Source organism: Clostridium sp. AM46-21 (assembly GCF_003480025.1).
Classification (GTDB): Bacteria; Bacillota; Clostridia; order Lachnospirales; family Lachnospiraceae; genus Coprococcus; species Coprococcus ammoniilyticus.
This window is the reverse complement of sequence record NZ_QUIB01000016.1, coordinates 1-20,362: the sequence shown is the minus strand read 5'-3', so window position 1 is coordinate 20,362 and position 20,362 is coordinate 1. Positions and strand designations below refer to the sequence as shown.

At 44.1% G+C, this 20,362-nt stretch carries 17 protein-coding genes and 2 pseudogenes; 18 read left to right on the top strand and 1 reads right to left on the bottom strand.

The window, feature by feature from the left end:
• Positions 1 to 91: 91 nt before the first annotated feature.
• The 18 genes and pseudogenes from DW959_RS11175 (at position 92) to DW959_RS11090 (ending at position 19,911) form a co-directional block, all read left to right on the top strand.
• The gene (locus DW959_RS11175) at positions 92 to 1,018 is read left to right on the top strand and encodes a LysR family transcriptional regulator (RefSeq protein WP_008402635.1); all 927 of its coding nucleotides are present in this window, start codon (positions 92 to 94) and stop codon (positions 1,016 to 1,018) included.
• 372 nt (positions 1,019 to 1,390) lie between these two features.
• On the top strand, positions 1,391 to 2,545 hold the full coding sequence (locus tag DW959_RS11170; protein WP_117822321.1) for a PLP-dependent aspartate aminotransferase family protein: 1,155 nt from the start codon (positions 1,391 to 1,393) through the stop codon (positions 2,543 to 2,545).
• 107 nt (positions 2,546 to 2,652) lie between these two features.
• The gene (locus DW959_RS11165; RefSeq protein ID WP_117822076.1) at positions 2,653 to 3,834 is read left to right on the top strand and encodes a MalY/PatB family protein; all 1,182 of its coding nucleotides are present in this window, start codon (positions 2,653 to 2,655) and stop codon (positions 3,832 to 3,834) included.
• A gap of 266 nt (positions 3,835 to 4,100) precedes the next feature.
• Positions 4,101 to 5,090 carry a PLP-dependent cysteine synthase family protein gene (locus DW959_RS11160; RefSeq protein ID WP_118616205.1) on the top strand — a complete coding sequence of 330 codons (990 nt, stop codon included), beginning with the start codon at positions 4,101 to 4,103 and terminating at the stop codon, positions 5,088 to 5,090.
• Between the two features lie 46 nt (positions 5,091 to 5,136).
• Positions 5,137 to 6,465, top strand: coding sequence for a lanthionine synthetase LanC family protein (locus DW959_RS11155; RefSeq protein ID WP_117822074.1), 1,329 nt, complete (start codon positions 5,137 to 5,139; stop codon positions 6,463 to 6,465).
• 111 nt (positions 6,466 to 6,576) lie between these two features.
• The gene (locus tag DW959_RS11150; protein WP_117822073.1) at positions 6,577 to 6,921 is read left to right on the top strand and encodes a YhdT family protein; all 345 of its coding nucleotides are present in this window, start codon (positions 6,577 to 6,579) and stop codon (positions 6,919 to 6,921) included.
• Positions 6,922 to 6,923: 2 nt separating this feature from the next.
• Complete coding sequence (locus DW959_RS11145; protein ID WP_117785700.1) at positions 6,924 to 8,426, top strand: hypothetical protein; 1,503 nt, start codon at positions 6,924 to 6,926, stop codon at positions 8,424 to 8,426.
• A 539-nt stretch (positions 8,427 to 8,965) separates the two neighbouring features.
• A complete protein-coding gene (locus tag DW959_RS11140; protein ID WP_117822320.1) occupies positions 8,966 to 10,009 on the top strand; it encodes an L-threonylcarbamoyladenylate synthase in 1,044 nt (347 codons plus the stop codon).
• A gap of 165 nt (positions 10,010 to 10,174) precedes the next feature.
• Complete coding sequence (gene rpiB, locus DW959_RS11135; RefSeq protein WP_021944910.1) at positions 10,175 to 10,603, top strand: ribose 5-phosphate isomerase B; 429 nt, start codon at positions 10,175 to 10,177, stop codon at positions 10,601 to 10,603.
• A gap of 626 nt (positions 10,604 to 11,229) precedes the next feature.
• Entirely contained in the window at positions 11,230 to 11,538 is a 309-nt protein-coding gene (locus DW959_RS11130; RefSeq protein WP_044946062.1) for a hypothetical protein, read from the top strand.
• A 38-nt stretch (positions 11,539 to 11,576) separates the two neighbouring features.
• The gene (locus DW959_RS11125) at positions 11,577 to 13,625 is read left to right on the top strand and encodes a V-type ATP synthase subunit I (RefSeq protein WP_117822071.1); all 2,049 of its coding nucleotides are present in this window, start codon (positions 11,577 to 11,579) and stop codon (positions 13,623 to 13,625) included.
• Positions 13,626 to 13,630: 5 nt separating this feature from the next.
• Entirely contained in the window at positions 13,631 to 14,104 is a 474-nt protein-coding gene (locus tag DW959_RS11120; protein ID WP_008402619.1) for a V-type ATP synthase subunit K, read from the top strand.
• 51 nt (positions 14,105 to 14,155) lie between these two features.
• Positions 14,156 to 14,749, top strand: a complete 594-nt coding sequence (locus DW959_RS11115; RefSeq protein WP_117822070.1) for a V-type ATP synthase subunit E family protein — start codon at positions 14,156 to 14,158, stop codon at positions 14,747 to 14,749.
• 13 nt (positions 14,750 to 14,762) lie between these two features.
• Positions 14,763 to 15,732 (top strand): annotated as a pseudogene (locus tag DW959_RS11110) (V-type ATPase subunit).
• Entirely contained in the window at positions 15,725 to 16,045 is a 321-nt protein-coding gene (locus DW959_RS11105) for a V-type ATP synthase subunit F (RefSeq protein WP_117822068.1), read from the top strand. Before DW959_RS11110 ends, DW959_RS11105 begins: the two are co-directional and overlap by 8 nt.
• Before the next feature lie 21 nt (positions 16,046 to 16,066).
• Positions 16,067 to 17,830: a V-type ATP synthase subunit A gene (locus DW959_RS11100; protein ID WP_117807211.1), complete on the top strand. Its 1,764-nt coding sequence runs from the start codon at positions 16,067 to 16,069 to the stop codon at positions 17,828 to 17,830.
• Positions 17,831 to 17,834: 4 nt separating this feature from the next.
• Entirely contained in the window at positions 17,835 to 19,205 is a 1,371-nt protein-coding gene (locus tag DW959_RS11095) for a V-type ATP synthase subunit B (RefSeq protein WP_117822067.1), read from the top strand.
• Positions 19,206 to 19,245: 40 nt separating this feature from the next.
• Positions 19,246 to 19,911, top strand: coding sequence for a V-type ATP synthase subunit D (locus tag DW959_RS11090; RefSeq protein ID WP_021944903.1), 666 nt, complete (start codon positions 19,246 to 19,248; stop codon positions 19,909 to 19,911).
• 188 nt (positions 19,912 to 20,099) lie between these two features.
• Here DW959_RS11090 and DW959_RS11085 read toward each other — a convergent pair.
• Positions 20,100 to 20,362: pseudogene (locus DW959_RS11085) on the bottom strand (hypothetical protein); the annotation flags it as partial.

Below are 20,362 nucleotides of genomic sequence, written 5' to 3'. Positions count from 1 at the left end.
AATTGTTTGGACACAGGTCTTGCAGTATATTAAAGCATAAAGTACCTGTATAAAAAGAAAACATATAAGGAAGCAACCGGGAGGCACAGATATGACATTACAACAGCTTGTCTATGCTGTAAAGATAGCAGATACCAAATCCATGAATAAGGCGGCAGCAGAATTGTATGTATCCCAGCCGGCACTTTCCAGTACGATACGGGATCTGGAAGAAGAATTGAATATCGAATTATTTATCCGAACCAATCGTGGTATCGTGATCACGGCGGAGGGAGACGAGTTTTTAAGCTATGCAAGACAGATGGTAGAACTGAATCAGATGATCGAAGATCGATATATAAATAACGAAAAGAAAAAGAATAAATTCAGTGTATCCATGCAGCACTATTCATTTGCGGTAGAAGCCTTTATCGAGCTTGCAAAGGAGATCAGGCTGGATGATTTCGAACTGGCTGTGCATGAGACACGGACAAATGAAGTGATCGAGTTTGTAAGAGACTACCGGAGTGAGCTTGGAATCTTATATTTAAATGAGTTCAACCGAAAGGCTTTGCAGAAGATCTTCTCAGAAAACGGACTGGAATTTACGGAATTATTTGACTGTGATGTATTCGTGTATCTGAGCAACGAGCATCCACTGGCAGGAAAAGAGAAGATCGCATTTGAAGAATTAAAAGATTATCCTTGTCTTTCCTTTGAACAGGGCGAACGAAATTCGTTTTATTATGCAGAAGAAGTATTCAGCACTCTGGAATACAAGCAGATCATCAAAGCAGATGACCGTGCAACAATGCTGAATCTGATGGTTGGTATGAACGGATATACCTTGTGCTCCGGTATTATCTGTGAAGAATTAAACGGCAGTGCTTACCGCGCAATTCCGCTTGACACGGAGGAGAAAATGACGATTGGCTATATCAAACGAAAAGGCATGCGGCTGAGTACCCTTGGCAGACGCTATATCGAGATACTGACCCAATACGGAACACAAGAAAATGTAAAGAAGACGGCTGAGTAAATGCTCAGCCGTTTTCTTTGTTGTGAGGTCTGAGCCTGCAAGGAGTGGGGCAAATGACAATTAAGTAACAAGCTGGCTATAAATGATACTTATAACCAGCTCACAGAAATACATACTACCGAAATCTTATTCCTACTGATATACTATGGTATAAATAATGCATGAACTTATGGTTTGTTCTGACAGGCTATTATGACTTGCCAATACAGGGGCATTTGAGACCGCCGGTACTTGATGGTGCGAAAGCAGCATCTTAGTACCGCTGCAGGGCTCAACGAGCGGAAGCGTTCCCTGATTGGTAATGTCAGTAATAGCCTGTCAGAACAAACCATAAGTCAAAAACGCAGGCAGCAGGAAAGGATGACGGTTATTATGGATACAGGAATTGCTACAAAATGTATATATGGAAATCACGAAAAATTTGAAGGCGACAGAACGGGAGCGATCAGCTTTCCTATCTATCAGACAGCAACGTATGCACATCCGGCAGTTGGACAGAGTACGGGGTATGATTACAGCAGACTCCAGAATCCAACCAGAGAACAGTTGGAGAAGATCGTTGCATCATTAGAAGGAGGACTGGATGCTCTCGCTTTTTCTTCCGGCATGGCAGCTATTACAACATTGATGGAGATCTTCAAACCGGGCGACCATATCATTTCGGAAGCAGATCTGTATGGCGGAAGTATCCGTTTATTTGATCATATTAATCAGAAAAATGGTATTGAGTTCAGCCGGATCAATTTTGCAGAGGAAGATCCGGAAAACTACATCAAAGAAAATACAAAAGCAATCTATATCGAGACACCGACTAATCCAATGATGAATGTTATTGATATCCGCAAGACGGCGGAACTTGCAAAGAAACATAATCTGCTGCTGATCGTGGATAATACATTTCTGTCACCGTATTTCCAGCGGCCATTTGAACTGGGAGCCGATATCATCCTGCACAGCGGAACAAAGTTCTTAAGCGGACATAACGATACGCTGGCCGGATTCATCGTGGTAAATACACCGGAGCTTTCGGAGAAATTACGATATATTATAAAGACGACAGGTGCGGGACTTGCGCCATTTGACAGCTGGCTGGTGCTTCGTGGCATCAAGACACTGCCAATCCGTATGGAGAAGGCACAGGAAAATGCACAGGCGATCGTGGAATTCCTGTTGCAGGAGAAGAAAGTAAAGAATGTCTATTATCCGGGAATACCGGGAACAAATAATTATGAGGTCTGTAAGAGCCAGGCGAGTGGATTTGGAAGCATGTTGACATTTGAAGTGGAGAGCAAGGAGCTGGCACTCCATATACTGGAATCCCTAAAGCTGATCCCATTTGCAGAAAGTCTCGGCGGCGTAGAGACCTTGATCACATATCCGACGACACAGACTCATGCGGATGTACCGGAGGAAATCCGTATAAAGAATGGTATTACAGACAGTGTTCTGCGTCTGTCGGCAGGAATCGAAGATAAGAAGGATCTGATCGCGGATCTGAAACAGGCAATTGATTCTTTTCGGGAATAAAACAGTGTAATATATGAATAATGATGAAAAAGTAATTTGCCTGAAAAATATTTTGATATGGAAATATATTTACAGCATAGGATCTGAGACATAACGGGAGGATAATTATGGAAGAAAAAAACCTGAATTTTGATGAAGTAATAGATAGAAGAAATACAGACTGTTTGAAATTTGACTTTGCAGAGCGGAGAGGAAAGCCTGCGGATGTACTTCCTCTCTGGGTTGCAGATATGGATTTTAAGACCTCGAGTCTGGTCCTGGATGCGTTGACAGAGCGTGTACAGCATGGAATTTTTGGCTACACGGAGAGCAGAGAGAGTTATTTCGAGGCGGTCAGCAAATGGATGGAAGCTCACCATGACTGGAAGGTGGAACGAAGCTGGCTGACAAAGACACCGGGTGTTGTATTTGCACTGGCGATGGCGGTCAAAGCATATTCCAAGGCAGGGGATGCCGTTCTGATCCAGCAGCCGGTCTATTATCCGTTTTCAGAAGTGATCCGTGACAATAACCGGAAGCTTGTGAGCAATGATCTGGTACTTGGGGATGATGGAAAATATCACATCGATTTTGATGATTTTGAGAAACAGATCGTTGACAATCATGTTGTGCTGTTCCTGTTGTGCAGTCCGCATAATCCGGTCAGTCGTGTATGGACGGCAGAGGAGCTTACGAAGATGGGTGATATCTGTATCAAGCATGGCGTTACGGTTGTAAGTGATGAGATACATGAGGATTTTGTTTTCGGAGACCACCAGCACACGGTATTTGCGACGATCAAGAAAAAATTCGAACAGAACTCCGTTACCTGTACTTCTCCTGCAAAGACCTTCAATCTGGCAGGACTTCAGGTGTCGAATATCTTTATTCCAAATGGAACTCTGCGCGCAGTATTTCGTAAGCAGGTGGATGCGGCGGGCTACAGCCAGTTAAATGCAATGGGACTTACCGCCTGTGAAGCAGCGTATACTCATGGCGAGACATGGTATCAGGCAATGATGAGATATGTAGAGAGTAATATCGCATTTGTGCGTGATTACCTGAAAAAGGAACTTCCACAGATCAAGCTGATCGAGCCGGAAGGAACTTATCTGCTGTGGCTGGATTTCAGGGCACTCGGAATGACAGAGAAGGAACGGGAGAACCTGATCGTGAATCAGGCAAAGCTGTGGCTTGACAGCGGTGCGATCTTTGGGCAGGTAGGCGAAGGCTTTGAACGTATCAATGTGGCATGTCCGAGAGCAACGATCAAGGAGGCTCTGGATCGGTTAAAGGCAGTGATCGACTGATCTGGTTATAAGCTGTGGTTATAGCCAGTTAAAATATTTTGACTGGTTGACAAATTATGGAACTGTCACTATAATAGGCGCATAACATATAAAACCTACTTTAATACTATGATAAAGAAACGCTATAAGATGTGCCGGATGAGAAAATCATTTATCCAGAGTTGGATGGTGACTTGCAAACAGACATTTACCCGGAGGTTGATGCTTCCGGGTTTATAACGGCAATAAAACATACTAACCAGATAGGAAAATGGAGAAATAGAAAAATGGCAAATATTCATTCATCAATTACAGAACTTGTAGGACATACCCCATTGGTAGAATTCGTAAATTATGAAAAAGAGTTAGGGCTGAACGCCCACCTCCTTGGTAAGCTGGAGTATTTCAATCCATCAGGAAGCGTAAAGGACCGTGCAGCTCTTAACATGATCTTAGAGGCAGAGAAATCAGGTAAACTGAAGCCGGGCGGAACGATCCTTGATTTTACAAGTGGAAATACAGGAATTGCAACAGCAGCATTTGCAAATTCCAGAGGGTATAAATATGTAGTAGTCATTCAGCCGGGAGTATCAGTAGAACGTACATTGATCTTAAAGGCATATGGCGTAGAACTGCTTCAGGCAGCCGATGTACCGGGCTTCATGGAGATGCTGCAGAACGGTGGTTTAAGCATGGCAAAGCTTACAGTTATCATGAACAAATATGCAGATGAGCATGGTTACTTCTATATTGATCAAGGAACAAATCCTGATAACCCGGAAGCGCATTACCGTACAACGGGTCCTGAGATCTGGGAGGATACAGACGGAAATGTTGATTATGTGGTAGCACTGGTCGGAACCGGTGGAACACTGGCTGGTCTGTCCAGATATTTCAAAGAGAAAAATCCTGGTATCAAGATCATCGGCGCACAGCCGGCAGTACAGTCCAGAAAGAATGTCAATCATCCGGAAGCAAATACGATCGACGGCGTACTTGCATTTAACGATGTTCCGGCACAGAGTGTTCCGGTATTCTTCAATCCGGAGCAGGTCCCATATGATGAATGTCTGGATATTGTAGCAGAAGATGCATATGAGACAGGAAGAAGACTGGTAAAGAGTGATGGCGTATTCCTCGGACAGTCAGCGGCAGCAGCATTAAAGGCAGCAACAATCATAGCTGAGCGTCCGGAAGCATCAGGAAAGAATATTGCAATCATCATGGCTGACAACGCATTCAAATATCTGTCAACCAAGATGTATGTGGAGGAATAAAGGAATATCGTATGTCATATAAAACATAGAACAGGAAGGAGACAACATGGCAGACTATCTTACATATGCGAAAGAAACCATGAATTTCATAAACAGCCGGAAGAAACAGGGACCGGAAGGTATCTACTGGTCTTTGCAGGATGCGGCAGAAGGAAGATCCATTTATTATGATGAAATCTGTATGTATGCCGGGGCGTCCGGAATCATTGTATTTCTTCTGGGATTATATCAGGCGACGAATGATGTGAGCTATCTGCAGGAGGCAGAAGAAGCAGCCGCATATATCCGTTATCGTTTTGATCATGACCGGGATCTGAAAAGAAACTTTTCAAAATACGCATTTTCCAGTGGCTGGAGCGGAGCAGGCTTTGCCATGATACAGCTCTATAAGATAACCGGAAATGAGAAATATAAAACATTTGTGGCAGATATTATTGAGTCTGCAAAGGCAGATGCAAAGCCCGGAAAAAATGGCAGAGGTTATAGCTGGACTTCATTTCCGGGTATCGTAGGAGATGCCGGAACGGTTCTGTTCTTCTTATATGCAGCAAAAACATTTGGCAGAGAGGACTGGACAGCATTTGCTGCAAAAGCAGGAGAGAATTTCCTCGGGCAGCGTCATGATGCTGGAAACGGAACCTGTTGGTATCCGGGTGTAGATCCTGTTTACTTTGGAGCAAAAGAAGATTATATCGATCCGAACTTCCCGATGGGAACCGGAGGAATCGGATTTGTACTGCTGAATCTGTACGAAGCATCCGGTGATCAGAGGTTCTTAGATGCGACAAAGGGAATCGCGGATTTCATGATCGCACAGGCGGTTAAGATGAAGGCAGGAAGCCTGATCCCACATGGTTTGCCGGATCGTAAGGATCTGTTCTATCTTGGCTATTGTCATGGTCCGGCGGGAACAAATCGTTTCTTCTATAAATTATATGAGATGACAGGAGAAGACCGGTATAAGCGGTATATCGATATGCTGACACAGGGTGTAATTGACACAGGAGCACCTGAGGTTCGGACAGAAGGCTACTGGAATACCTACAATATCTGCTGCGGAACTGCAGGTCTGTTAAATATGTATCTGGGTCTGTGGGCAGCATTTGGTGATGAGACTTATCTGGAACAGGCAAAGAGATGCGGTAAGGTCATCACAGACGGAGCAACGGTCACAGACGGTACGGAAGGAAGAGAGTGCACATGGAGATTTGCACTTGACCGTGTCGCACCGGATGTATTAAGTACACCGATCGGTTTATTCGATGGTGCAGCAGGTATCGGAGCTGTATTGCTGCAGCTTGCTTCTGCAGAAAAGGGTCAGTTCCATGCGACAAGAATGCTGGACGATCCATTTCCGGAGAAGAACAAACTATGATAAAACGATTGAAGATTTTATAAGCGTAAATAACAGTGATTATTTTACTCGGTGAATGATTTTTTCGTTTCATAATTAATCAAAAACTTACGTTGAGAGGAGACACATAAGATGAGTCAGATAAATAACAACATTGATCCTGACAGCAGGGATTATGATTTGAAATCAATAGAGCCGGATGAGCGTTTCACCCAGACAACAAAGGAATTCTGGATCACGCTTGGAACCTATCTGGTATTTATGGTGCTGATGACCGCCAACCTGTATCTGGTGGGCGGTAAGGATGTATCAAAGTACAAATACATTCTTGGATTTCCACAGTGGATTTTTAATGAGATCATTATTTTGATCGCAATGGTAGTAGCGGTTATTCTGGTTGTAACATTTGTATATCGTGACATGGATGTTACTCCAAACGGAAAATTAAAAGAAAGAAAACATAAGGAGGGCAAATAGAGATGAACTTATCTACAAATCAGAGAATTATAATCATTACTGTATTTGCCGCATATACGATTTTCCAGTTGGTATACAGTCTTGTTACCAGAAAAGCAATGGCAAATGGAAAAGGTGATTACCTGAGCAAATTCTATACCGGCGGTAGAAGCGGTGGTGTGCTTGTAACTGCCATGATGGTATCAGCCGGTGTTGCCGGTGCCGGAGTATTCATGGGTGTACCGGGTTATACATATACATTTGGTGCGACCTGGATGGTCTGCTGTTTCTGGTCCATGTGCACGAACTTCATGGTACTTGGACTGATCGGTAAGCGGGTCGGTATCGTAGCCAGAAGAACGGATTCCAAGACATTTGTTGAACTTCTGATGCACAGATATAACAACAGCAAGATCGTTGGTGCGCTCTGCGGACTGGTTATCCTGTTCTTCCTTGGAGCATTTGCCGTATCCACAATTACCGGCGGCGGAAGAATTTTCCAGATCTTAACCGGTCAGGATTATCGTATTGGACTTGCTATTTTCACTGTACTTGTTATCATCGCAGCTATCACAGGTGGTATTAAAGGTATCGCATCTGCGATCGTTTTTCAGGGAATTATCATGACAGTTTCCGTTATTATCTTATTTATTATGGGCATCAACGGAACAGATCTCAGCTATACAGAAACGATCCAGTCATTAGTTAAGAGTAATCCGGACTGGTTCGTACCTGCAAGTGTAAAGACGGTTCTTTCGTTTGCATTCTTATGGGGTATCACAACCTGTACAATGCCTCATGTAACAATGACAACGCTTACTTATAAGGATACACAGACTCTGCATCGTGCGATCAAGGTTGGTGCGGTTGTAGTTGCAATCTGGCTCATTGGCTTAAATGGTCTGTGCTTCACGATCAAATATATGTTCCCGGAAGGAAGCCTTGCAACTCCTGACCTTGGTATTCCGACACTTGCAGTAAGTGTAATGCCCGCATGGGCAGCAGGTCTGGTTCTCGCCGGTGTATGTGGTGCGGTTCAGTCATCTGTTGGTGGAATGATCGTATCTCTTGCAGGAACGATCGTCAGTGATTTGTACAAGAACCTGTTCAATAAAGATGCAAAGCAGGAGACATTAAAGAAGTTAAATGTTATCAGTGTTATCGTTGTTGCTCTTGTCGTATTCTTATTTGCATGTGATCCACCGGAACTTCTGGCTTCATTGATCACTTATGCTACCGGTGGTATGACAGTAGCATTTCTTCATACTTTGCTTCTCGGACTGTTCTGGAAGCGGGCAAATGAGTATGGCGCGATCGCAGGTATCATCAGTGGTATTGGCTTATATCTCCTGATCGATATGGGCGTTCTGCCAATCTCACTTGGTTTCAATTCCTGTATCGTTGCCTGTCTGATCTCCACGATCATTATGGTGGTTGTCAGCCTTGCAACACCGAAGTGCCCATACCGCGTGATCGCCACATGGTTTGGCAAGGAGTATCCGGCGGAAGCTTCAGTTGCTGAATAAAGTTAAGATATATATAGCCTGTCTGGCTGTAGACTAGACCACTGCACTATGACTCACTGTGGTTTCGATGAGCTGCATATGCATTTCATAACGAAATCCTCGTGAATGTCATAGTGCAGCGATCTAGTCAACAGCCAGACAGGCTATATTTGCGTTTGTATATGTGATTTATTGCTTGATGATGCTTGATTTCTGGGTATGGTAGTGGATGAGTAAGTATGATACCCGAGGTGTCTGGTTAGATGAGGGTATGGAATGGGAAATAAGTGTACGATACCCACAAGGACAAGTCTGATGCGGGTATTAGGAAGAATGTTGGGGGAAAATACCCGACGAAGCTAAATAAATTTGGTATGAAGACGAAAAAACAGGTGCGATACCCAAGAGTGGCATATAGTAGAGGGTATAAGTGTGAGAATATAGAGATTATACCATGATTCGGGAAGCTCTTTTTCACAGGTTGACACTGTGAGGGGATAAGGCTAAAATGAGACTGGCAGGCGATGTGCCTGACTATACAGGTAAGGCTGGTAATTAAAATGAAAACCATAGTAGCGAAAGCTGATCTGGAAAACGAAGAATTATTCCGGAAGGCTTCGGATATATTAAAAAGTGGTGGACTGGTTGCATTTCCAACAGAAACCGTATATGGACTAGGTGGAGATGCGTTAAATCCAAAGGCATCCGAAAAAATTTACAGTGCCAAGGGAAGACCATCGGATAATCCGTTGATCGTACATATTGCTGATACGGCAAGTGTATGGGAGTTGGCGGCAGAGGTATCCACACAGGCACAGATGCTGATGGAAGCGTTCTGGCCGGGGCCGCTGACGATCATTTTCAAAAAGAAAGACATTGTACCGCATGAGACAACCGGCGGTTTGGAAACGGTAGCGATCCGTATGCCATCACATCCGGCAGCTATGAAGCTGATCAAAGATTCAGGCGTGTATATTGCAGCACCGAGTGCAAATCTGTCCGGAAGACCATCACCGACAACAGCAGCACATGTAGAGGAAGATCTGTCCGGCAGGATCGATATGATCTTAGATGGCGGACCGGTTGGAATCGGAATTGAGTCCACGATCGTAGATGTGACAGGCGATCGTCCGACAATTTTACGTCCGGGTTATATCTCAGCGGATATGATCAAGAATATCTTAGGAGATGTCATGATCGATCCGGCACTGGAAAGTGTGGATATGAAAGTCAGACCAAAAGCTCCGGGCATGAAATACACACATTATGCACCGAAGGGAAAACTCACGATCGTAGAGGGGGAGCGGGAAAAGGTTGCCGCAAAGATCGCAGAGCTAGTTGCTTGTAAGCAGGCAGAGGGATATAAGACGGCAGTTCTGTGTGATACAGAAAATATGAATTTATATTCCTGTGAAAATGTCCTTGATGCAGGAAGCAAAAAGAATGAAATTACGGTATCTTCATCATTGTACCGGCTGCTTCGTCTGTGTGATGATATCGGCGCAGACTATATTTACAGTGAATCCTTCCGGGAAGGTGATATGGGATATGCGATCATGAACCGGCTGATCAAGGCGGCAGGACATAGAATCATATCGGTGTGATGTAATGAGCGCAAAATTATTTGCTCGCAGGGATGCTGATTTTGCGGAATGCATTGAGTGAGCTATGCTCACGATATAATGGAAAAAGTTGACAGTGAAGAAAAAACGGGTTGGGTGACAACCGCCCGAAAAAAATTTGAAAACAAGAAAGGCAGGACAAAGAATATGATAGCACTTGGATGTGACCACGGTGGATACGGATTAATGCAGGATGTGATCAAGCATCTGGAAGAAAGAGGACTGGAATACAAGAATTACGGATGCTACAGCGAGGAATCCGTTGATTATCCGGTATATGCAAAGAAAGTTGCACACGCAGTAGCAGATGGAGAATGTGAGCGAGGAATCCTGATCTGCGGAACAGGAATCGGAATCTCTATTACAGCAAATAAAGTACCGGGAATCCGTGCAGCACTTTGTGGCGATTGCTTCAGTGCACAGGCGACAAGAGAGCATAACGATGCCAATATCCTTGCAATGGGTGCCCGTGTAACCGGACCGGGACTGGCACTCAAGATCGTTGACACCTTCCTTGACACACCATTCTCAAATGACGAACGTCATATCAGAAGAATCAAGATGATTGAAGAGTAAAGAAAAATACTATAAACTGCATATACCGGCAAATGTGGGTGCTTGTTTGAGCCGACAGGCGAGTTGGCACAGGAATATTTGCGAATAGGGGATATGTAATTTATAGAAGATTATAAGTAGTAAGAAAAACATCATCTATCAGGGTGGGATGTATAGTTATAGTTTTGTAACAGTTTTTTGCATTGGTATTTAATGTATGTAAAATAACAACAACCATATAATAAGACCGCAGTCAGAAGAGATTATCGAGGATTTCGATATGAACTGCATATACCAGCAAATGTGAGTGCTTGTTTGAGCCGACAGGCGAGTTAGCACTGGAACATTTGCGGATAAGGGATATGCTGTTCATAGAAACAGCAGATAGTCTTTGACTGCGGTCTTATTATATGGCTGTTGTTAATCACAACAAAAATTGTGCAAAATGACGTGAAAAATGGTTAAACTAAATTTGACAGTTTAGAATGTTTGTCAAAAATGCCCCAAAAACTGGTAAAATTTCATGACCTTTTGATGAAAAATCTATAAAAGAAGATAAATATTGCTTGAAAAGAGCACACTAACATAATAAAATATTAGCAGAGCGGCATTACATGCCGAGATTAATAATTACGGAGGGAGAAATTATGCTACAGGAAGCCATGAAGACATTAGAAGATGCAGAAGCAAAGGCAGCCGAAATCGTAAAAGAAGCCGGTAAAAAAGCAGAAGCAATTCAGGCGGAAGCAAAGGAAAAGGCAAATGCGATGATCGTAGATGCAAATGCAGGTTCTAAAACAGATCTGGCGGCTATCGCGGTCGACCAGAAGAAACTGGAAACTGATCTTGCAGAAAAAGCTTTGAAAGAAGCATCCGACGAGATTGCTTCCTTAAAAAAACGTGCATCCGAGCGAGAGGGTGAAGCCGTAGAGCTTGTGATCAAGCAGCTATTGTAAATGCTTGAATATCAGGATGCAGAAGGGAGGTAATCATTATGGCGGTATTGGCTATAAAAAAGATTGACATATGCGCCATGAAGAAAGACAGAAAAGCCATATTGGAGAAACTTCAGTCCATGGGAGCTTTGGAGATCCGGGCCGGTGGGGATGAGACGGATGTATTTAAGAAGATCAACACAACCAGTCAGCGTTCCAAATATGAAAAACGAGTCCAGAATACCGACGAAGCTTTAGAGATCCTTGGCAGATATGCACCGGAAAAGACATCGATGCTGCAGGCACTTGCAGGCAAAGCTGATGTAGACGATTCTGTATATAAAGATATTGTTGAGAATCGGCATGATTATAATATGATCGTGCAGAAGATCCGGGAAAAGGATAAGAAGATTGGAAACTGCAAAGCAGAGATTGCAAAATGTCAGCTTGCGATCGATGGACTGAAACCATGGATCAATATGGATGTTCCGATCAATACGACCGGAACCGAACATACAGATGTGATCATGGGAAGCTTAGGACCCGGTCTTACAGAGAATATGATAGAAGAACTGGTTGCAAAAAGGCAGCCGGAGTTATCAGCTCATGAGATTACGGTGATATCTTCTGATAAAGATCAGACATGTATATTTGTGGTATGTTTGAAAACAGAGACGGAAAGACTGGAAGAAGCCTTAAGGGCAGAAGGATTTACCCGGATGTCGTATTTTTCAAAACGGACACCGGAGAATAAGATCAAGAAATACCGACTCACGATAGAGGGGTATGAGGATGAGATCGAGGATCTGAAAAAACAGATTGCCGGATTTGCAGAAAACAGGCAGGCACTTAAGACCTTATCCGATTATTACAAGATCAGAACTGAGAAATATCAGGTGCTTGGAACCTTGCTTCAGTCGAACAGTACATTTATCATAACCGGTTATGTGCTGGAACGGGATGAGGAAAAGGTAAAAGAAGAACTGAATCAGAATTTCGTGCTGATGGTGGAGACCGGCGAGATACCTGAGGATGAACCGGCACCGGTACAGTTAAGTAATAAGATGCCATTTGCATCGGCAGAAGGAATCCTGGAATCCTATGGACTTCCTGCCAGAGGCGAGATGGATCCAACGACACCGATGAGTTTATTCTATGTATTCTTTTTCGGATTGATGTTATCGGATGCGGCATATGGACTTATTATATTCCTTGCATGTTTCATCCTGCTTCGGAAGTTCCCGAAGATGGGAGATGGCATGAAGAAGTCACTGACATTATTTGAATATTGCGGTATATCGACATTGATATGGGGTATCTTGTTTGGAGGATATTTTGGAGATGTGGTAGCAGTCGTATCACGAACCTTCTTCCATCATGAGATCACGATCGCACCGGTATGGTTTGCACCGCTTGACAACCCGATGAAGATGCTGATCTTCTCCCTATTATTTGGATTGATCCATCTGTTCGGCGGTCTGGCGTTAAAAGGTTATATGTGTTTAAAGAAGAAAGATTTTGTAGGCTTCTTCTCAGATGTTATATCCTGGTATCTGCTCATCATCGGTCTGGTACTGATGCTGATGCCAACCAGTTTATTTGCATCAATCGCACAGGTAAGCTTCCATTTTTCAGATGGACTTAAGACCTTCAGCTATGTCATTACGATCTTAGGTGCAGCGATCATCGTTGTGATGTCCGGCAGAAGTCATAAGAATCCGGTGCTCCGACTGGCACTTGGTTTGTATGATATTTACAATATCACAGGCTGGCTGTCTGATCTGTTATCTTATTCCAGACTGCTTGCACTGGGACTTGCAACTGGTGTTATCGCACAGGTTATCAATCAGATGGGAAGTATGGTAGGAGATGGAATATTGGGCGCGATCGTATTCATTCTGGTATTCATCATCGGACATACATTTAACCTTGCGATCAATATGTTAGGTGCTTATGTCCATACATGCCGACTTCAGTATGTAGAATTCTTTGGTAAGTTTTATGAGGGTGGCGGAGAAGCGTTCCATCCATTTAAAGAAAATACAAAATATGTAGATATAGGGAATGCAGGCATGAAAACCTGTAAACCGGAAATTAAGGAGGAATAATCAATATGACAATGGGTACAGTTTTAGCTTTAACAGGAGCTGCATTAGCAGTTATTTTGGCAGGTATGGGATCTGCTTACGGTGTAGGTATCGCAGGTCAGGCTGCATCAGGTGTAGTAAGTGAAGATCCAAGCAAATTCGCAAAGGTTCTTATCATCCAGCTTCTTCCCGGTACACAGGGTATCTATGGACTGCTGGTAGGATTCATCGCTTTATCAAAGATCGGTATTTTAAATGGTGCTCCTGCAGAACTTTCAACAGCGACCGGATTACTGATCCTTGCAGCATGTCTTCCAATCGCATTAGTTGGTCTTGTATCCGCTATGCATCAGGGCAAAACCGCTGTATCAGCAGTTGGTATCGTAGCAAAGAAGCCGGATCAGTTCGGTAAAGCAATGCTTTTCCCTGCAATGGTAGAGACATATGCGATCCTTGCTCTGCTCGTATCAATTCTTGCAATTAACGGTGTACCGGTATAAAACAGGCACAGATTTGAATCATGATTGAACAAGTAGTACAGGAGGATTTGTATGACAGGATTAGAGAAGATCGTTGAACAGATTCTGGCAGAAGCAAACACTCAATCCGATATGATCCTTGAAGATGCACAGAAAAAGGCAGATCAGATTATAGAAGATGCAAAGGTGGAAGCAGATAAGATCAAGGCGGGTTCGGCTGAAAAGGTCAGCCATGTGAAATCTGACGGAATGGCAAGAGCAAAATCCTCTGCCGACCTGAAGAAACGCCAGACAGTCTTAAAGGCAAAGCAGGAGATCATCAATGAAGTGATAGGTAAAGCCTATAACGGAATGATCGATATGGAAGTTGACAGATATTTCCATATGATGGAGCGTATGATCGGAAATGCAGTACAGCCAAAGAGCGGACAGATCAGCTTCTCAGCCAAAGATATGGAGCGGCTTCCGGCAGGATTTGCAAAACGGGTATCAGAGATAGCAAAAGCACATGGAGGAGATTTGACGCTCGCAGATAAAGCCAGTGATATAGATGGAGGATTTATCCTGATCTATGGAGGTATCGAGGAGAATTGTTCGTTAACTGCCATGTTCCATGCGCAGAAAGAAGAAATGGCAGACAAATTAAATTCCCTGTTATTCACATAAGGGAGGTAGAAAAATGGCAGACAAATATATATATGCAGTTGCAGGATCCGGGCACTTGAGATGTCCCTGTTTTCGCAGGCTGTGATCGAGCAGTTGATTGCCCAGAAACATATGCGGACTGCCTTCAGTTCTTAGGTGAAAAAGGCTGGGGTGATACAGAAGCCGGAGCACAGGATGCAGAGACCATTTTGAACAGGGAACTGGAAAAAACATGGATACTGGTCAAGGAGATGGTATCCGATCAGACAGTATTTGACGTATTGCTGATCCAGGATAGTTTCCATAATCTGAAGGCAGCGGTCAAGACCGTTGTAGACGGAGAAGTTCAGGCAAATATATTTTATGACAATGCATCTGTTTCGGGTGAAGCATTAGTCGAGATCATTAAAAATAAAGATTTCCGGTCATTGCCGGAATCTATGCGGGAATGCGCATTAGAGGCATATGAGTGTCTGGTGCATACCGGAGATGGTCAGATGTGTGATGTTATCATTGACCGGGCAGCCATGCGGGCAATGCTTGCGGCAGCGGAGAAGAATGGAGATGCATTATTAAAAGAATATGCAGAGACAGTTGTGGCAGTTGCAAATATCAAGATCGCAGTCCGTTCTGTAAAGACAGAAAAAGGACTGGATTTTATGAGACGTGCGATGGAGGAATGTCAGACGCTCAATGTGGAACGGCTGATGCGGGCAGCACTTTCCGGTATGCCGGATGTGATCAAATATCTGGAAGAAACACCGTATTCCGGTGGAGCTGCGGCATTATCAGACAGTTCATCTGCATTTGAACGCTGGTGCGATAACCGGATCATAGAGGCGATCCGGCCGCAGAAATATAATTCATTTACGATCGGACCACTTGTTGCTTATGTACTTGCAAGGCAGAATGAGATCAAGACAGTCAGGATCATCCTGACTGGAAAGTTAAATCATCTGCCGGATGATGCAATCAGGGAAAGGGTAAGGGAAATGTATGTATAGAATTGCAGTATTAGGTGAATATGACAGCATCTATGGCTTTGCGACTCTGGGACTTGAGACCTTCCCGGTATCCGATGCAGAACAGGGCAGTACACAGCTCAGAAGACTGGCAGAAAGTGGATATGCCGTTATCTATGTAACAGAGAGCATGGCAGAGCAGATCAAGAAAGAGATAGAGAGATATAAGATGCAGATGCTTCCGGCGATCATCCTGATCCCAGGAGTTTCCGGTAATACATCTGCAGGTATAAATGGAGTAAAGAAATCCGTAGAACAGGCAGTCGGTTCGGACATTCTGTTCAGTGGAAACTAGGAAGGAGCGTGACCAGAAAACGTGGCAACAGGTAAGATAAAAAAAGTTGCAGGACCTCTCGTTATCGCAGAGGGAATGCGTGACGCGAATATGTATGACGTTGTCAGAGTAAGTGAGAGCCGACTGATCGGCGAGATCATAGAGATGCATGGAGATCAGGCATCTGTTCAGGTTTACGAAGAGACATCAGGACTTGGACCGGGTGCACCGGTAGAGTCAACCGGAATGCCGCTGTCCGTAGAACTTGGACCCGGACTGATCAGCAGTATCTATGACGGTATCCAGAGACCTCTGGATGATATCATGAAAATCTGTGGAAATAATTTGCAGCGAGGCGTTGAAGTTCCATCATTAAAGAGAGACATCAAATGGCCATTTGTTCCATGCGTTAAGGCAGGGGACAAGGTAGAGACCGGAGATGTGATCGGAACCGTACAGGAGACAGTTGTCGTAACTCAGAAGATCATGGTTCCATATGGTATAGAAGGAACTGTAAAAGAGATCAAGAGCGGAGATTTCACAGTAGAAGAAACTGTATGTGTAATTGAGACAGCAAAGGGTGATAAGGAACTGACACTGATGCAGAAATGGCCGGTTCGTAAGGGTCGTCCTTATGCAGAGAAGATTCCGCCGGTTATGCCGCTCATCACAGGACAGCGAGTTGTCGATGCATTCTTCCCGATCGCAAAGGGTGGTGTAGCAGCAGTTCCCGGACCATTCGGTAGTGGAAAGACCGTTATCCAGCATCAGCTTGCAAAATGGGCAGAAGCCGATATCGTTGTATACATCGGATGTGGTGAACGTGGAAACGAGATGACAGATGTATTAAACGAGTTCCCTGAACTGAAGGATCCGAAGACAGGATACTCCCTGATGGAGAGAACCGTTCTGATCGCAAATACATCGGATATGCCGGTTGCAGCCAGAGAGGCTTCTATTTACACCGGTATTACGATCGCAGAATATTTCCGTGATATGGGATATTCTGTTGCGCTGATGGCTGACTCTACTTCCAGATGGGCAGAAGCACTTCGAGAAATGTCAGGACGTTTACAGGAGATGCCCGGTGAGGAAGGTTATCCTGCATATCTTGGAAGCCGTCTGGCACAGTTCTATGAGCGTGCCGGTATGGTTAAGACACTTGGTTCGGAAGGAAGAACAGGAGCTTTATCCGTAATCGGAGCCGTATCACCTCCCGGTGGTGATATTTCAGAGCCGGTATCACAGGCAACCCTTCGTATCGTTAAGGTATTCTGGGGACTGGATTCGGCACTGGCTTATAAGAGACATTTCCCGGCGATCAACTGGCTGACCAGTTATTCGCTGTATGTAGATAACATGGGAAAATGGTTTGAGGAAAATGTCAATGAGCATTGGATGGAAGATCGTCAGAAGCTTATGACATTATTACAGGAAGAAGCAGAGCTGGATGAGATCGTTAAGATGGTTGGTATGGATGCCTTATCTGCAGGCGACCGTCTGAAGATGGAAGCAGCCAGATCTATCCGTGAGGACTTCCTGCATCAGAACTCATTCCATGAGATCGACACCTACACACCACTGGATAAGCAGTTCCGCATGATGGAACTTGTGCTGGCATTCTATGAGGAATCATCAGAGGCCTTGAAGAGTGGTGCAACTATAAAGAATATTCTGAATATGGAGGTTCGTGAGAAAATCGGACGTTTCAAATATACACATCCGGAAGATGTGGAAGCAGAATATGACAAGATCATAAAGGCACTTCATCAGGAACTGGAAGCAGCCATAGCAAAGGAGGACTAAGCATATGCCAAAAGAATATAGAACCATACAGGAAGTTGCAGGACCTCTGATGCTGGTACATGGTGTAGAAAATGTTACCTATGATGAACTTGGTGAAATCGAGCTTGCAAGTGGCGAAGTCAGAAGATGCAAGGTTCTTGAGATCAATGGTGAAGATGCACTGGTACAGTTATTTGAGAATTCAACAGGTATCAACCTTTCAAACAGCAAAGTAAGATTCCTTGGACGAAGTATGGAACTTGGCGTATCAGAAGATATGCTCGGTCGTGTATTTGACGGACTGGGAAGACCGATCGATAAAGGACCGGATATCCTTCCGGAGGAGAGAAGAGATATCAACGGTCTGCCAATGAATCCGGCAGCAAGAAATTACCCATCGGAATTTATCCAGACAGGTATCTCTGCTATTGATGGATTAAATACACTGGTAAGAGGACAGAAGCTGCCGATCTTCTCAGCATCGGGACTTCCACATTCGAAGTTAGCAGCCCAGATCGCAAGACAGGCTAAGGTGCGTGGAACAGATGAACCATTCGCCGTAGTATTTGCTGCTATGGGTATCACCTTCGAAGAAGCAAACTTCTTCACGGAGAGCTTCAAGGAGACAGGCGCGATCGACAGAACCGTACTGTTTATCAACCTTGCAAATGACCCTGCGGTTGAGCGTATCGCTACACCTCGTATGGCACTGACCGCTGCGGAATATCTTGCATTTGAAAAGAACATGCACGTACTGGTTATTCTGACGGATATCACAAACTATGCAGATGCATTACGAGAAGTATCCGCAGCCCGAAAAGAGGTTCCGGGTCGTCGTGGATATCCCGGATACATGTATACAGACCTTGCAACTTTATATGAAAGAGCTGGAAGACAGCGTGGCAAGAATGGTAGTATCACAATGATCCCAATCCTTACCATGCCTGAGGATGATAAGACACATCCAATCCCTGACTTAACAGGATATATCACAGAGGGACAGATCATCTTAAGCCGTGAGCTTTACAGAAAGGGTGTAACACCACCAATCGATGTACTTCCATCTCTGTCACGTCTGAAGGATAAGGGTACCGGTGAAGGAAAGACAAGAGGAGATCATTCCAGCACCATGAACCAGTTATTTGCGGCATATTCCCGTGGTAAGGATGCAAAGGAACTTATGACGATCCTTGGTGAATCTGCATTGTCGGATATCGATATTTTATATGCAAAGTTTGCAGAAGCATTTGAAAAGGAATATGTATCTCAGGGGTATGAGACAGACAGAAGTATCGAAGAAACATTAAACATCGGCTGGAAGCTGTTATCGATCCTGCCTCGTGCAGAACTGAAACGTATCGATGACAAGTGGTTAGATCAATACTACGGAAAGTAACGAGGCGAGCGCTTCGAGTTGACATTATAAGGAGGCAAAAATGGCAGCTACACAGGTAAATCCTACCAGAATGGAACTGACCCGTTTAAAGAAGAAGCTTGTTACGGCAACCAGAGGCCATAAGCTGTTAAAAGATAAACGAGATGAGCTGATGCGGCAGTTCCTTGATATGGCAAGAGAGAATATGGCACTTCGTGAGAAGGTTGAGGCCGGTATCAAAGCCGCCAATACGAATTTTGTCATAGCAAAAGCCGGCATGTCTGAACAGATCCTTCATACAGCACTGATGGCACCGAAACAGGAAGTCCAGCTTACCTGCAAGGATCGAAATGTTATGAGTGTAGATATTCCGGTATTTGAATATACAACAAAAAGTGCGGATGAGAATGATATCTATTCTTACGGTTTTGCATTTACCTCCGGTGATCTGGATGATGCAGTAAAGTCACTTGCTGACATCCTTCCGGATATGCTGAAACTGGCGGAGATTGAGAAATCCTGTCAGCTTTTGGCATCGGAGATCGAAAAGACCAGACGACGTGTAAATGCGCTGGAGCATGTTATCATTCCTGAGACAAAGGAGGGCATCCGATATATCAGTATGAAGCTTGATGAGAATGAGCGAAGCACGCAGGTGCGGCTCATGAAGGTCAAGGATATGATGCTGGAGGAAGCCCATCACTATAAAGAGCATCAATTTGAGTGATGCAGACGAACGAAAACTCCTGATATTATACATTGTTATTACGCAAAACGCTTGCACTCTATCCTCGGTGCAACGGTACGTAAGGTAGCAAGGGACGCTGCCTAAGAACCGGCACTCGGATAGGTTTGCTACATAACAAGTATAATATCAGGAGTTTTCTGCTTGTTGTTATATTAGAAAATAAGATTTTATTTGTTTCGCTCGGCAAGTTGCGCCTTTAATTTTGCAATCTCAGCATTTTTTTCAGATAAGGTAGCATTCATTTCAGATACTGTAGCATCTCTTTCGGCTAGAGCAGTGACTGCTTCGTCCCGTTCTTTTTTCAGTTCATCGATCATGTAGTTGACGGTATTTTCATCCAATTTTCGTAATGCTTCAGAAAACATGGTAACAACCTCCTCCGGGTGATACAGATATTCTGACATATCCATGCAGATGGCTTCCATCCACG